The sequence below is a fragment of the Neobacillus sp. DY30 genome, from assembly GCF_030123065.1.
Classification (GTDB): Bacteria; Bacillota; Bacilli; order Bacillales; family Cytobacillaceae; genus Neobacillus.
Window position 1 is genome coordinate 5,672,857 of sequence record NZ_CP126093.1, and the last position, 14,657, is coordinate 5,687,513.

General features: G+C 34.9%; 13 protein-coding genes, 2 pseudogenes and 1 riboswitch. Of the genes and pseudogenes, 5 read left to right on the top strand and 10 right to left on the bottom strand.

Annotation, left to right across the window (positions count from 1 at the left end; all coding sequences use genetic code 11):
* Positions 1-264: 264 nt before the first annotated feature.
* Complete coding sequence (locus QNH29_RS28010) at positions 265-378, top strand: anti-repressor SinI family protein (RefSeq protein ID WP_283862506.1); 114 nt, start codon at positions 265-267, stop codon at positions 376-378.
* 178 nt (positions 379-556) lie between these two features.
* Here QNH29_RS28010 and QNH29_RS28015 read toward each other — a convergent pair whose 3' ends face one another.
* Positions 557-808, bottom strand: coding sequence for an HAD-IIB family hydrolase (locus QNH29_RS28015; protein WP_349654914.1), 252 nt, complete (start codon positions 806-808; stop codon positions 557-559).
* A gap of 665 nt (positions 809-1,473) precedes the next feature.
* Positions 1,474-1,561: riboswitch (cyclic di-GMP riboswitch) on the top strand.
* Positions 1,562-1,617: 56 nt separating this feature from the next.
* Between QNH29_RS28015 and QNH29_RS28020 the strand changes: the two are divergent.
* The 3 genes and pseudogenes from QNH29_RS28020 to QNH29_RS28030 all read left to right on the top strand — a co-directional run.
* Positions 1,618-1,734: pseudogene (locus QNH29_RS28020) on the top strand (anti-repressor SinI family protein); the annotation flags it as partial.
* A 67-nt stretch (positions 1,735-1,801) separates the two neighbouring features.
* A pseudogene (locus QNH29_RS28025) lies at positions 1,802-2,136 on the top strand (helix-turn-helix domain-containing protein).
* A 432-nt stretch (positions 2,137-2,568) separates the two neighbouring features.
* Complete coding sequence (locus QNH29_RS28030) at positions 2,569-4,209, top strand: pectate lyase family protein (protein ID WP_283862507.1); 1,641 nt, start codon at positions 2,569-2,571, stop codon at positions 4,207-4,209.
* A gap of 72 nt (positions 4,210-4,281) precedes the next feature.
* On the opposite strand, the gene asnB is transcribed toward QNH29_RS28030, so the two are convergent.
* From asnB to QNH29_RS28055, 5 genes are all read right to left on the bottom strand, one after another.
* Complete coding sequence (asnB, locus tag QNH29_RS28035) at positions 4,282-6,159, bottom strand: asparagine synthase (glutamine-hydrolyzing) (protein ID WP_283862508.1); 1,878 nt, start codon at positions 6,157-6,159, stop codon at positions 4,282-4,284.
* A 52-nt stretch (positions 6,160-6,211) separates the two neighbouring features.
* Positions 6,212-7,306 carry a thioesterase domain-containing protein gene (locus QNH29_RS28040; RefSeq protein WP_283862509.1) on the bottom strand — a complete coding sequence of 365 codons (1,095 nt, stop codon included), beginning with the start codon at positions 7,304-7,306 and terminating at the stop codon, positions 6,212-6,214.
* A 30-nt stretch (positions 7,307-7,336) separates the two neighbouring features.
* Positions 7,337-7,468 carry a hypothetical protein gene (locus tag QNH29_RS28045; RefSeq protein WP_283862510.1) on the bottom strand — a complete coding sequence of 44 codons (132 nt, stop codon included), beginning with the start codon at positions 7,466-7,468 and terminating at the stop codon, positions 7,337-7,339.
* 54 nt (positions 7,469-7,522) lie between these two features.
* The gene (locus QNH29_RS28050; RefSeq protein ID WP_283862511.1) at positions 7,523-7,687 is read right to left on the bottom strand and encodes a hypothetical protein; all 165 of its coding nucleotides are present in this window, start codon (positions 7,685-7,687) and stop codon (positions 7,523-7,525) included.
* Between the two features lie 191 nt (positions 7,688-7,878).
* Entirely contained in the window at positions 7,879-9,162 is a 1,284-nt protein-coding gene (locus QNH29_RS28055) for an O-antigen ligase family protein (protein ID WP_283862512.1), read from the bottom strand.
* 202 nt (positions 9,163-9,364) lie between these two features.
* On the opposite strand from QNH29_RS28055, the gene QNH29_RS28060 reads away from it, so the two are divergent.
* Positions 9,365-9,487, top strand: coding sequence for a hypothetical protein (locus tag QNH29_RS28060; protein WP_283862513.1), 123 nt, complete (start codon positions 9,365-9,367; stop codon positions 9,485-9,487).
* A 38-nt stretch (positions 9,488-9,525) separates the two neighbouring features.
* Here QNH29_RS28060 and QNH29_RS28065 read toward each other — a convergent pair whose 3' ends face one another.
* The 4 genes from QNH29_RS28065 to QNH29_RS28080 all read right to left on the bottom strand — a co-directional run bounded on the left by QNH29_RS28065 (position 9,526) and on the right by QNH29_RS28080 (position 14,655).
* The gene (locus QNH29_RS28065; RefSeq protein ID WP_283862514.1) at positions 9,526-10,530 is read right to left on the bottom strand and encodes a glycoside hydrolase family 5 protein; all 1,005 of its coding nucleotides are present in this window, start codon (positions 10,528-10,530) and stop codon (positions 9,526-9,528) included.
* A gap of 199 nt (positions 10,531-10,729) precedes the next feature.
* Positions 10,730-12,121 carry a sugar phosphate nucleotidyltransferase gene (locus QNH29_RS28070; RefSeq protein ID WP_283862515.1) on the bottom strand — a complete coding sequence of 464 codons (1,392 nt, stop codon included), beginning with the start codon at positions 12,119-12,121 and terminating at the stop codon, positions 10,730-10,732.
* Positions 12,122-12,256: 135 nt separating this feature from the next.
* Positions 12,257-13,576, bottom strand: coding sequence for a UDP-glucose dehydrogenase family protein (locus QNH29_RS28075; RefSeq protein ID WP_283862516.1), 1,320 nt, complete (start codon positions 13,574-13,576; stop codon positions 12,257-12,259).
* Positions 13,573-14,655, bottom strand: a complete 1,083-nt coding sequence (locus tag QNH29_RS28080; protein WP_283862517.1) for an NAD-dependent epimerase/dehydratase family protein — start codon at positions 14,653-14,655, stop codon at positions 13,573-13,575. Before QNH29_RS28080 ends, QNH29_RS28075 begins: the two co-directional genes overlap by 4 nt.
* Between the last annotated feature and the right edge of the window lie 2 nt (positions 14,656-14,657).

Genomic DNA, 14,657 nt, shown 5'->3' on the forward strand with positions numbered 1-14,657 from the left:
AAAGAATATATAAACTATATCAAATTTAAAATTTGGGAGAAAAATCAACTATAGAACTATACGTTTCTATCATTTGACAGTATTTTCAAATTACTGTCGAACTTTTTGTCACGGTTTTTGTTCGTATATTGATACGCTTATAGTACGATTGTAATAATAAATAAGACTAACAATCTAGTTCTCGGTTGATGAGAAGCAGAATAATATGATTAAATTTCACTTCTAGTGTTAGGAATATTGTGCATTTTTTGGAGGGTAAATTTGATGACTATTACGCTGGATAAAGAATGGGTCGCTCTTATTAAGAAGGCTTTAGAGTTAGGAATATCCGTTGAAGAAATTAGGGATTTTTTGAGAAACAACCAAGTATCGGAGTAACATCGATTTGGGGCTTAACAGCAATCTTTGCTATGGAAGAGCTAGGGTTCAGAAATACTTCAATTAAGCATTGAGAACTTACAAAGAACCCGCTATCCATTAGGATGCAGGTTCTTTGTTAGGGTGTTGCCTCCCTTGATATACTATTTATTGTAAAATATAAAATTACTTTGATTGACTATTCTTTTTCTACTATTAATTTTTCGATAGCATAAGCTACCCCATGTTCATTATTGGATAATGTATGGAACTGAGCCGCTTCTTTCACAACAGATTCAGGATTGGCCATTGCCACTCCACAGCCAGCATACTCAATCATACTTAAATCATTTTCGCCGTCCCCGATGCAAATGACTTCTTCCTGCTTAATACTAAGTTTTTCGCCGATTTGTCTGACTGCATTTCCTTTGCTGACACATGGGTCAAGGATTTCTAAAAAAACGGAGTACTTTTAACGAACGTATATTTTCCCCAGAATGATTCAGATATGTTAGCAAAAATCGTATTCAAACGTTCCGGTTCATCAATAAACATTACTGGTCACATCCTTGTGTTTAGGATCTTCAACAACTTCGGGTTGACAGGGCAACGTATTCACTTTGAACAATGAGAACCCCTCTCATTTACCACTTCTGTTTTTTTCCTCCACTTTCATTCAATGCGGACCACTCGCTTTACTCGATTCTTACGGTCAACGAGAACAGCACTATATGACTTTACTCGCTTCTGTTTTTTACTTCTAGTTCCCAGGAGTTTATTCCCAAAAATCACTAGTTATTTTTTCGTAAAAAAAACAATCGACATTAATTCACAGCAATATACACTTTATACTATTTTCTAACAATATTTTGATGTTTTTTAGCTTGTTCGAAGTGACAAATCAACTATCCTAAAATTGGATATATAAACCAGGTAATTCCTATCATCTTTATGAATACGTTTACAATTTTGAAATCACAACATTTTCCAATTGCTTATAGTTAAAAAATTCTTATCTCTTCTTAATTTTTAGACAATTACAAACTTCTACAGTATCCCTTTAATACATCATATATACTATGAAATGAGATAAAAAATAAAAATAAATAACTATTAAACAGTAAAGGGCAAAACTATTGAAAAATAGGGACGTAAAGTCACAGGTCTAAAGTTATTTTTTTGCTATGATGGCTGGACTGCCTGAAATAAAATGTTGTATTTTGGAGGAAAAACGATGAATAAGATGAGAAAAGTAGATGAACTGTTGGTCAAGAGTGGGTAGATTTAATTTTAGAAGCATTAGAAATGGGAATCACAGAGGAAGAAATTAAAAGCTTCTTTGTAGAGAAGAGAAAAGAATCAAGTAATTGGATTTGAACAATTAGACTCGTTTCCGTCACCCTTCAACTTATGCTATAATCGATTATGGAGGGAGTGACAAAACATGATTGGTGAACGCATTAAATCATATCGAATGCAAAGGAAGCTCTCATTATCCGAACTAGCTGAACGAGCAGGAGTTGCAAAATCATATATAAGCTCTATTGAACGTAACCTACAAGCAAATCCTTCGATTCAATTCCTTGAAAAAATCTCCTCCGTTCTAGGAGTATCAGTGAATACTTTACTTAACGATGAGGATAACGAAGCTAGTCAGAACGTCCTTGACACTGAATGGTCAAAACTAGTTCTAGAAGCTATGAATTCAGGTGTCTCAAAAAATCATTCCGAGAATTTTTAGATTTTAATAAGTGGAAAATAGAAAATGAGAATAAATAAGAGAGCGTTTATTGGTGACCTGAAAGTCATCCATAAACGCTTTTTGTGTTTGAATCCTATCACCGACTTATATTATGTCTAACGTCTTTCTTCTACTAGGTATAGAATTAATCCACTCAGCTACTTCCTCCAAATCCATTTCTAGGTATTTATAACCCTATTTCCTACCTTTGACTTTTTTTTCTCAGCTACCTTTGAATCATTGTGCTCCCTTTCATTCCTCCTACTAGAAAAAATTTGATATAAGTATCATAGCTTGCCTGGAAAATATATTGGCAAAAAGTGTTTAATCTTATCTAACAGAATCTGTTGATAGTCTGACAATTAATGACAAAATATTTAAAATTTTTACAATAAATGTGTGTTTTAATTAAGTCTTATTTGTACTTTTTAATAAACTATTATGTAATACAATAAATCAATTACTGGGGAGTGATTAAAATAGTTAATCTTTCAGATTATTCTTCCTATAAAATTGGGTCGGATTGGATTCCTGCATTTAACCAAGCATTTAGGGATTTAACAGCGAGCGGAGGCGGAATCTTACAAATTCCAGCAGGATTACATTACATCAATTCTACTATAAACATTCCGTCAAATGTCCACATTATAGGAGCAGGTGCAGGTGTTTCGACTATTAGACTATCCAATGGTGCTAATACAGATATGGTTAACTTTAATATAAGTGATAATTGTGGAATTGCCGACCTCACCTTAAGAGGGAATTGCTTCGATCCCACACCTTCTGTTGATAAGAACGGTCTTGTCATTGGTAGACCCGGTCTTAATTCGGCCACTAACGAGGGGTCAATGGATAATATTAGCATCCAAAATATTGAAATTAGGGACATAGGAGGAAATGGATTCCGCTGTTACCGCAATACATGGATCTATTCTATCTCGAGGGTCACCATTCAATTCTGTACGGGTTACGGTGCTTGGATCGAATCAACGGATAATATGTATGATACTTTTGATATTACTGGCAATGGTAAAGCAGGACTTTATGTAACAGGAAGTAATAACAGATTTTCAAATATGAAAATCATCTTCAATGGCCGCGGCGTGAAGAAAGCAGATGGGAAATTCTACGGCAATGGTACGGACTTGAACTCTGCAGGTACCTATTGTACGGGTACTAGAAATGGATTTGTGAATATTGACTCACAGGAAAACTATGGACATGGTTTTGTCTTCGATGGAGCGAAAGATACAGATTTACTTGGTTGTTTAGCGGATAAAAATGGATACTCTGTACTTGCTCCTGATGGATCTAGCCTAAAATCTGCAGCAACGGCAGTCGGTTTTTATTTTATCAATTCTAGTGCCAGAATCACAGGTATTGTGAAAGCCACTAACTTTAACACAAATCTTGTCTCACAATTATGCGGATATTATATCGACCATACTTGTACAAGCATCTCATTGGATTATGAGCAAGATGCGACGCAAGGTCTAAGTACAAATCTTTCTTACACCTCTCAAGTAACAACTGCAAGTATGAAAGCAACTATTTATGCAATTGCACAATATAATAATTTTCTAACGTCAGGAAACACATTGACCAATAAGATAACTGCTTATAACAGTACTAATTTTCAGTTAGGCAAAAACTTCATTAGTTCCTATACAGTAACAGGAAATAGAATTTATGCAACTACGAACTGGGCAGCAACACCTAGAATGGGCACACTTAGTAATTTATCTGTATCACAGAATCGTGTATATTTAGTTAGAGTCAAAGTGAAACCAACTGTAGATAATTATTTCCTTCGTTTTAAAGCTTTTTATGATGAAGGGTCCTTTGACCAGATTAGACAAATAGATGCTCGATATAACAGTAGTGCCTACACGGACATTTCATTTGTATTTAAAGCAGATCGAACAAGCAGTAAAGTCGCTTTTTATGTGCAAGATCAAGTCGGGACAAACAATGCAAAGCAATACCCCTTCTATGCAGCGGAATTTGCACTGATTGACATCACAGATATGATGAAGCAAGAATATTTACCAAAATCATTGGACATGGCAGTGAGTAAAAACTACTTTGTTGGTTCAAGGACATTTTTGTAAATAGAACAGTAGGGAGAACAAATAAAGCGTTTATTGATGACCTAATTTGTCATCAATGAACGCTTTTGTCAATTAGAAAATAGCCTCTATATACTCTCTGTACCATAATTGAAACACATAAAAGCTCCATATAACTCGATCTTCTAAGCCGTTAGTTTTATTGTCATAAAGCTTCGTTATCAGCTCTGAAAGTACTTCATATTCAAATATTCCCTGTTTCATAATAGCAGTTCTCTCAGAGAACCTTTTAAGGTCATTACTTAATGAAGTTTTTAGCCATGTGTCAATCGGTACTCCAAAACCTTTTTTGGGGCGATCTAGTAACTTGCTAGGAATATATTCATAGGCAAGATCCTTTAGAATACGTTTCTTCGTACCTTTATAATACTTAAAATCATGTGGAAGTTGAAACGAGTACTCAATAATCCGATAATCGATGATTGGACATCTCGCTTCGAGCGAATATTTCATGGATGCTCTATCCACTTTCGTTAAAATATCCTCTGGTAAATATGTCTGCATATCAAGAAGCATTCGACGCATCTGCCAATTATCCAGTGGATATTTATCTTCTCCGAAGAATAACACTTCGCCGCTGTTCCCTTTCACTAACCTATTAGGAAGATCATCAAGCGTATGATACAATAATTGAGTTTTCGTTCTTTCCTCCCGGTTTAGGACAACGGCCCTAACGGAAGATGGAATTTTCTCATTTAAATTTAATTTTTTGATCTTCGTTTCTTCTAACAAATAGTGCAAAATTCCCCCATATCTATCTAATTTTTGCACCATCGGTAATTTATCATACATATTATAACCACAAAATAGTTCATCACCGCCATCTCCAGAGAGAGCAACGGTTACATCCCTCTTAGCAAGCTGTGAAACTAACATGGTAGGAATCTGTGAAGCATCTGCAAATGGCTCGTCGTAATAGTAGGGAATACTTTCAACAAGATCAACCATATCATCTGTATTGATTTTCATCACAGTATGGTGTGTTCCTAAATAATCCGCAATCTCATTTGCAAAAGCTGATTCATCATATTCAGGGTCATCAAATCCGATTGAATAGGTCTTGATTGGTTTACTGCTTACGCTTTGCGAAATAGCAGTAACTAAACTAGAATCAATGCCGCCGCTTAAGAAAGATCCTAAAGGAACATCTGCTATCATTCTTTTACTCACACTATCTTTCAATAAATCATTTAACTCAAATTTTGCTTGTTTGTAGTCGGTGATTAATTGATTACTTAAATTCGAGTACCTGTCTATTATGTTCCAGTATTTTTGTATCGTTACAGTGTTATTTTTCCAAATCAAAAAAGAACCTGGCTCTAACTTAAACGTATCTTTAAAAATGGTATTTGGTGCGGAAATATATTGATGGTAGAGGTAACCTGATATGACATCCCTTCTTATCTCTTTTGTAAACGCCGGATACTTCATAATGGCCTTAAGCTCCGAGGCATATACAAAATCCCCATATTTATGGTAATAATAGAGCGGCTTCTTACCAATTCGATCTCTTGCCAAGATTAGTTCATTTTTGCTTTTATCATATATTGCAATTGCAAACATTCCATTCAACCTATTAAAGCAATTTGTTCCCCACTGTTGATAGGCATAGATGATCACTTCTGTATCCGTGTTTGAACGAAACCGATATCCAATAGCACGAAGTTCCTCTCGTAATTCAATATAATTATAAATTTCTCCATTGAAAACAATGGAAATAGTTGAGTCATCCGAATGCATTGGCTGATGCCCCATCTCAGATAAGTCTAAAATGGATAATCTACTATGTGCCAATCCAAAATAAAATCCATCTTTTTGGAAGATTACTTCACCATTATCATCTGGTCCTCTATGCACCAATGTATTGTTCATCTTTTCTAGATCATTCAAATGAAATGGTTCCTTGGTAATAAATCCACAAATTCCACACATACTTGTTGTCCACCTCTCGTTCCTTAAAAAGATTTTAGGGAATAACCTACTATCAATTTATTTTTTGGTTATAAAAAATGGCTTCCTCCATCTCAAAATGTTGTTTTAAGAGACCCGCAACAACTTCAATGTTCGGTTTTTTCAAAAACCTATCATGTTCGACTCGTATTGCTTGAACTTCAATGCTTCCATTATCAGCTGTCTCCCAACCGAGTTTTTCCTCATAGTCGTTATATCTATCTCCAGAAAGTAGTAATATCTTTCCTGGATAAGGTTGGGGATTATATCCTCTTACTGCAGCTCTAAGGGTCATTCTTGTTTGTGTCATTCCGTTAGGCTTTTTATTTTCTGTCGTATTTGAAGCAAAAAATTTACCTACTACTTTTTGGAACATCTGTTTAATGAATAAAGCACACTCTTTCAGTGACATTTTAGATATTTTCATTAGCCTATTTAGGATTTTTTGGTTTAATGGCGTTTCTTTTGGAATGATTAGAGGGATTTTTTGGGGGTTGGCTAAATTGAGAATAGCTAACAATGAAACCTCCTCTCCTATTTGAATCAGCTTTTGAGCTATTTCATAGGCAATGGCTCCACCAATACAGAAACCCAAGAGTGAATATGGCCCATTTGGTTGTATTTTTCTTATTTCTTTAACATATATATCAGCGAGTGATTCAACCGTTATTTTCTCGTTATTTTCACTATTAGGATATCTAAGTCCAAATAAAGGTTGGTCATTCCCTAATTCCACCGCTAAATATCTATAAATTAATACTTCACCGCCTCCACCATGAATACAATAAAGAGGTTGCTTAGAGCCAAAAGATTGTATTGCCACTAGGGATGATGACATATCAATAGTCTGATTATTTGATGACAATAACGCTGCCAGATTTTCTATTGTTCCTTCTTGAAGAATGATTGAAACAGGCAATTCCTTATTAAAGATTTTTTCTATATCCGAAAACATTTGCATAGCTAAATAAGAATTTCCACCTAAATCGAAGAAATTATCCGTAATTCCTATGGGTCTAACATCTAATATAGATTCCCATAATTCTACAAGTTTCTTTTCAATCGTATTCCTTGGTAAGGTAACTTGAGCATCTCTGTCTGATACTGATGATACAGACGAATGATCCATTTTTTAGCCTCCTATCTTTTTAACAAGTAGCTACCAAAAGACTGCAGGATCCTTTATAAAGGCTGCCTCAATTTCTTTATAGACCATGGTTCTAATAGAAGGGATCTTCCCAAGAATAATCATTGAATCTTTATCAGATAAACCATTACTACATTTTGTCATATGAAGTATATTCTCGATCCTATTTTTAAAATGATTTAATTCTTGGAGTGTAATTTACCCATCATGGAAAAATTCTGGCAACACTACCTTCCGATAATCATTTAAAAATATTTCTATATCCTTTTCTAATATTTTTTTTTGAAACATATTAGAAGCACTAATTGTTTCATGGCTTTTCGTAAGTTGGTTATGTATTTCCATTAAAAAGCGTTCTTCCATGTTTATCACCTTTCTGCCCTTTTGTTGATTTAAAAAACAGGTTGGTTCTTTATAAAGAACGAAGAATGTATAAAAAAAATGCTTTCGCATTTAACCTAATGATTTAGTACTTATAAGGAACAAGCCTTACCTTTAAGTATTACATAAATTATAACATGAATTCCTCTAAGGCGACAGAATTTTTAAAATTTTCATTTCATTGTCTTAATCACCATTTTAGTTGTTTTAGGTTTCAACTTAATCTTAAAGATGATCTCTTCAACGTTTATTTCATTCAATCCAATTGCAAACAACCAATAAATAAGGAACCACACAGTACCATATGAAAAGTCATAGTCCACCACTCCATGCCCAAATAACATAGATAATGCTAGAATTACTCCAACTCGATGTGTCTGATTACTTACAGTAGATCTAGATTTCAATATAAGATAGATTAATAAGATAAAGAACAAACTAAAAACCAATATCCCAATCCAACCGATTTCAATTAAGAAATCTAGATAACCGTTATGAACTTGATCTAATCCAAATTTCTTATCTTCATATTTTGGATAATAAACCGGCCAGCTGTCACCACCGAAACCAAACCATGGTGAATCGTTACTCATAGAGATCGCTTCCTCGTAAAAACTAATTCTAGCCGCTGCAGTATCCGTGCTCGGACTAATATCAGATATACGAGCTTTCAAGCTGTCTGGAATGACTTGTATCCTTCCATTTTGTTCGATGCTTGCAAAACTAAAAACACCAATGGATAAAAATATAAACGAGGACGAATATAATAATAACTTTTTCCACTGTTTATATAATAAAGTAATAGCTAAAATGAAAGCACATGCGAAAAAGATATAAGCTCCACGTGAATAGGTATGTAACAAAACTGCTCCATAACCTGCAATCAATAACAAGAGAAATCCAGTTATCCAATCAAAGGATCTTCTCCGAATCAGAATTGCGAAGGTATAAAACCAATAAGCCCCCATTATTGCTGCAAAAGTGTTTGGATATCGAACAGGTCCACATGCCCGTCCTGGCTCACATCCAACCATATATTCATTAAAATAAATGAAATCTAACTTATTGGCTAATGAAAAAACCAGAAATGAGACTCCTAGAATATGAAAAATGTATGAATACAGATTTTTTATAACAACTTCTTCTTTTGTCCACATTAATAAAAGAAAGAAGAATGAGTATGTAAAAAATCTGAAAATTGTATTCCAGTTCCCTTCTGGGTTTAATGCAAAAGGAACCGTTAAAACATACATAAATGGTAAAAGAAACACTAGGAAATAAACTTTATTTTTCAATAATATCTCTGGTTCTTTGAGCCAAAACCATGCAACGTTCATTAGAAATAGTCCGAAAATAAACCATTCCCAAAATCGAATATCCGAATCATAATAAAGTCCCCACTGGAATGGAGTAACAAGAAAAATAACACTTAAACAAATAAAAGTAAACCATCTCATTTTTTTAACTCCGTAATTTTTTTAATCCAATAGGAATAAAATGATAAATATACTGCTTAAAAATCGAGACTATTATTTTGAATTTTCAAGCAATGGTATTAGCACTTTTCCTAATTAATAAGGTTAACTTCAGAATTATTAACCATAATAGATTTAAACCAGAAAGGTTTCTTCCTTTTATAAAAGTTAAGGAGGTACTATTATGAATCATGAAGGTAATTTTCTAAAAGGACTAGTCTGGGCTGTACCATTAAGTATCACTCTTTGGATCTCAATGATTGGCTGGGTTGAATTAATACTTCGGTTTATCTGTGAAAATAAATAATACTGGTTCCCCTGTATTCATTTGAATAAAGCTTTATTCTATTTTTGATCAGATAAACCAAGAGCCTGTGCGGTTTCTTTGTCTACCGTACGCTTACCAGTCACACTTGATCGAGAAGAGAATAATCCAAATTGATGATCATCATAGCCCCAAAATGCCCACCCGATATTATATTTTTCTACCGTGGTTCGAACATCCCTGATCCAAGCATTTCTATCTTCTGGTTTTGAATTTTGTTTATATACACCGAATTCATTCATGATCACTTTTGTTTGATGTTGATCACGCCATTCTGCAACCTGCATAATTTGTTGTTCAATTTTTTGCTGATTCCATTTTTCACTTCCATACCATTTTAGCATTGACTGTGCCTCTGGTGATAATCCTTGAAGGAGTGATGCAACAATTTCAGGTGAGGCAGGATATGGAATATTTCTTAATTCTTTAATAGCGGCCTCCTCCCACCATTCCCACCCTTGATGAGTAAACACAAATGGGGCATAGAAATGAAAAACATAAACTAAATGATTATCACTAAAAGGCTCGCTTGATACAAGTGTTTCCAACTTAGAAAAATTGTTTGAATCAATTAGAAGGGTACGTTTCGTATCATGTTCTCGAACCGCTTTAATGGATTTATCCATAAAATCCCGCCAAGCGTCATCGTCTGTAAAATTCGGTTCATTAAATAATTCAAAAGATAATTGGTCAGAAGGATACTTTTTTAACTCCTTTGATAATGCACTCCAAAGGGAATATATTTCTTGTTTTGTACTAGGATCATTTTGTTTACCTGTAATTTTTTCTGTTGGATGTAAATCTAACGTTACGGCGAGTCCTTGACTATTATTCATTTCAATTGCTCGTTTAATTTCCTTCATGTGCTTTAATTGATCGTTTTCATAATCCCAAATATAATCTGGATCAACTGGAATACGAACATACGTATATCCTAGATCTTTTAATTGTTTAGCGTCGTTTTCCTTGTAAAATGTATGTGGATCATTACCAAATTGCCAAACAAACCAACCATTAAGATTCATTCCTTTTGAGAAGTCCATTTGCTTTTCGGTAAGCACAGTGTGTTGACAACTAAAAAGGAGAAATAATAAGAGAAAAAACCAAGCCCATTTTTTATTCCTTTTTATCATAATCACCTCTATAAAAAACGATATACAGTTAGAAAGGATCATTGAGGGAGAGTTCATGATTCACCGTCAATGACCCAAGACCGAATCCATATTACGAGATTACCTTTGATTTAGATTGTTGAAAATGACCAATAACTTCATCCCAAGTCATATACAATCTTGTAAAGTCTTCATCTGTGATACCCGAACCTGTTTGAACTTCTACAAACTCTAAATCACTAATCGCAAAAATTCCATGTTTTCTTCCTGCTGGAAGATGAACAATATCCCCTGCTTTAACACGATTGATTGAATCATCTAAAGCTAGCTCACCCTCACCCTTTACAATCGTCCACACTTCATCTCGTAAATGATGATAATGATAGCTTGAATTTTTTCCTTTATGGATACAAATTCGCTTTGTAACCATTTCCTGTCCATTCTCAAATTTTGCATAATCTAATACACGGGACCATCCCCATATCCGTTCTTCATACATTTGTGGATGATTAAAGGAACGGATTAGCTCTTTAATTTTTGGACTAGATGCTTTATCTGTAACAAGAATCCCATCCGGACTTGCGGCAACTACTACATCTTTGACACCATGAACCGTTATAGGAATATCTAATTCATTGACTAAATGTGTATTGAACGTATCGTCACTAATAATCCCTTTACCGATTTGAGTGGTAGCCATTTCTTCTGTTAACGTATTCCATGTTCCAAGATCTTTCCAATATCCAACATATGGAAGCACAATAAGATGATTTGCTTTTTCAACCACTTCATAATCAAAGCTTATTTTAGCGAGAGATTGATATTGTCGTTTTAGTTCATCAAAATGAAGCGGCAAGCCTTTTTCGTAAAGTAAATCAATGAGATATTTCAATTTAAATCCGAACACGCCACAATTCCATAATGCATTTTTTTCTATTAGTGTTCGTGCCTTTTCTTCGCTTGGTTTTTCGGTAAAATGATTTACTGTTAAATATTCATCTCCTATACCAGCATGTTCTTTTGGAACAATATATCCATATTTTGAAGATGGATATGTTGGTTTCACCCCAATTAAAGCAAGATCAGCTTCCGAATGGGCTAATATGTGTTCTAGTTCCTTTACCTTTTCAAAAAAGTGATCTTCTATATATGGATCTACTGGCAAAACAACAATGACCTCATTTTCTGAAACACTTTCAATCGAGTATAAATAAGAGGCAGCCAATGCAATCGCTGGAAACGTATCTCGTCTTTCAGGTTCAATAATTAAAGGAACATCCATTCCAATTTGGCTGTATATCATGTCTCTTTGCATTTTTGAAGTGGAGATTAATGAAGAATCTGCAAGTCCCGCTTTTTTTAACTGTCCCCATACCCTTTGGACCATCGACTGTTTTTCCCCATTTTCTCCTTCAAGCACTTTCAAGAATTGTTTCGAACGGGTATCATTTGACAACGGCCATAACCGTTTTCCTGAACCACCAGATAATAGTACTAATCTCATGATTTTCCCTCCATAAAAAAATAGACAGACCGGGAGTTGGTCTGCCTTTTCTTTTTTTAATTGATTATAATATTGTCACACTTCAGGAGATTGAATATTCGGAAAACCAAGGCTATTTCTTTATTCAAAAATCACTTATAAAAGTGACATTTCTAAACTGTTTATCGTTTCTCTTCCAATTGAGTCATAAATGATTTTTGCATTTTTTACACTGATCAAATCATAGCAGTTTCTTCCATCCACAACGATCGGATTTTTCATCAACTTACTATAGTTATTTAAATCAAAGTTTTTAACTTCTTCCCATTCAGTAAATATAAAACAAATGTCAGCATCCTTAATCGTTTCTTCGATGGAATGGCAGTAAGCAATGCCGTTTGGATATACCTTTTTAAAATTATCAATCCCCACAGGATCCCAAGCCCTTACATTTGCGCCATCATCCATCATAATCGGAATATTCACTAGCGAAGGCGCTTCTCTTAAATCATCCGTTCCTGGCTTGAAGGTTAAACCAAGGACCGCTACATTCAATCCTTTTAAACGATCATAATATTTGCGGGATTTTTTGAACAATTTAAGTTTTTGATTTTCATTTACATCAATCGCTGCTTTTACAGTCTTTAATTCATAGTCATGGAAATTTGCCAGCCAATGCAATGCTTTTGTATCTTTAGGGAAACAAGACCCTCCATATCCGATGCCAGCATTTAAGAATCGGTTGCCAATCCGCGGATCATAGCCCATGCCATGTGCGACATCTTCTATATTCGCACCAATAATTTCGCAAAGATTTGCAATTTCATTGATAAAAGATATCTTAAGAGCTAGAAAATCATTGGAGGCATATTTAATCATTTCAGCACTTTTTCTATTTGTCACCACAACTGGCGCATGAAAATTTCGATAAACTTCTTTTAATATGTTGCTAGCCATTTCATCTTCGACGCCAATCACAATCCTTGATGCATGTAAGGTATCCCTGACAGCCGTACCTTGTGACAAAAATTCCGGATTTGAAGCAACATATACCTTTACATCATTTGCTAAATGGGATTTAATCAAATCTTCAATTTTATCATTCGTGCCAATCGGGACGGTTGATTTAACCACCACGACACAATCTTTTTCAATACTTTCAGCAATTTGTTCAGCTACTTCATAAACATAACTTAAATTGGCCGAACCGTCCCGCTTTTCTGGCGTTCCAACACCAATGAAAATGACATCTGCCTCTTTATAAGCTTCTTTATAATCGGTCGTGAAATCCAATCGTTCTCTATTATGAGCCATTAATTCTTCAATGCCCGGCTCATAGATGGGGGAAATTCCCGACTTCATTAAAGCAATCTTCGTATCGTCGACATCTACACATGTAACAGAATGGCCGTGTTTTGCCAGACATACCCCTGTGACTAAGCCTACATATCCAGTTCCAGCTACTGCTATTTTCATATTTGTACCGCCTTCACTCCGGATTCCAGATAATATTCCTTATACCACTTCGCAAATCGACTAAGACCTACTTCAAGACTAGTACTAGGTTTGAAACCAAAATCGTTCACAAGTTCATCTACATCTGCATACGTTTGGTAAACATCACCAGACTGCATAGGAAGAAGTTCTTTCACAGCAGGTTGATCAATAATCCCCTCTTTCATCAAACACTTCTCAAGGGTCTCCACAAAGTTTAACAAGCTTTCCGGCTGATTATTACCAATATTGTAAACCTTATACTTCACACCATCTTCATTTGCATTTGGAGTTTTTCCCATCACATTTATGACGCCGGTCACAATATCATCCACATAAGTGAAGTCTCGCATCATGTCCCCATAATTATAAATTTGGATTTTTTCTCCTTTTACAAGTTTATTGGTAAACCCAAAGTATGCCATATCCGGTCTGCCCATTGGACCGTAAACGGTAAAGAAACGTAAACCGGTAGAAGGAATACCATATAGATTAGAATACGAATGGGCTAACAGTTCATTAGACTTCTTTGTGGCTGCATACAAGGACACAGGATTATCCACTTTGTCATCCGTAGCATACGGTACCTTTTTATTGGATCCATATACAGAGGAAGAGGATGCATACACAAGATGCTCAACCCCTTTTGCTCCATTTTCATAGGAATGGCGGCATGCTTCAAGGATATTGAAGAAACCAATTAGGTTCGATTCAATATAGGATAACGGATTTGTAATACTATAACGAACACCTGCCTGTGCAGCAAGGTTTACCACGATATTCGGCCGGTACTGTTCAAAAATAGAATCAATGAGCGGTTTGTCTGTTAGCGAACCTTTAATAAAAGTGAAGTTACCTTTCGATTCATCCGCTGCGATTTCTTTCAACAGGGACAACCTCGTTTCTTTTAAGGAAACATCGTAATAGTCATTCATATTATCAAGACCGATAATGGACACCGTGTCATCATTTGTTTCTAAAATCTGTTTAGCCAGGTAAAAACCGATAAAACCAGCCGCGCCAGTAATGAAAATTGATTTATTCTGAAATTTGATCGTCATAT

Bases quoted from the DNA above. Each gene is read 5' to 3' on its own strand.
- QNH29_RS28070 (WP_283862515.1), bottom strand. From the start codon at position 12,121: ATGAGATTAGTACTATTATCTGGTGGTTCAGGAAAACGGTTATGGCCG.
- QNH29_RS28010 (WP_283862506.1), top strand. From the start codon at position 265: ATGACTATTACGCTGGATAAAGAATGGGTCGCTCTTATTAAGAAGGCT.
- QNH29_RS28055 (WP_283862512.1), bottom strand. From the start codon at position 9,162: ATGAGATGGTTTACTTTTATTTGTTTAAGTGTTATTTTTCTTGTTACT.
- QNH29_RS28040 (WP_283862509.1), bottom strand. From the start codon at position 7,306: ATGGATCATTCGTCTGTATCATCAGTATCAGACAGAGATGCTCAAGTT.
- asnB (WP_283862508.1), bottom strand. From the start codon at position 6,159: ATGTGTGGAATTTGTGGATTTATTACCAAGGAACCATTTCATTTGAAT.
- QNH29_RS28060 (WP_283862513.1), top strand. From the start codon at position 9,365: ATGAATCATGAAGGTAATTTTCTAAAAGGACTAGTCTGGGCTGTACCA.
- QNH29_RS28075 (WP_283862516.1), bottom strand. From the start codon at position 13,576: ATGAAAATAGCAGTAGCTGGAACTGGATATGTAGGCTTAGTCACAGGG.
- QNH29_RS28080 (WP_283862517.1), bottom strand. From the start codon at position 14,655: ATGACGATCAAATTTCAGAATAAATCAATTTTCATTACTGGCGCGGCT.
- QNH29_RS28045 (WP_283862510.1), bottom strand. From the start codon at position 7,468: ATGACAAAATGTAGTAATGGTTTATCTGATAAAGATTCAATGATTATT.
- QNH29_RS28050 (WP_283862511.1), bottom strand. From the start codon at position 7,687: ATGGAAGAACGCTTTTTAATGGAAATACATAACCAACTTACGAAAAGC.
- QNH29_RS28065 (WP_283862514.1), bottom strand. From the start codon at position 10,530: ATGAATCTTAATGGTTGGTTTGTTTGGCAATTTGGTAATGATCCACAT.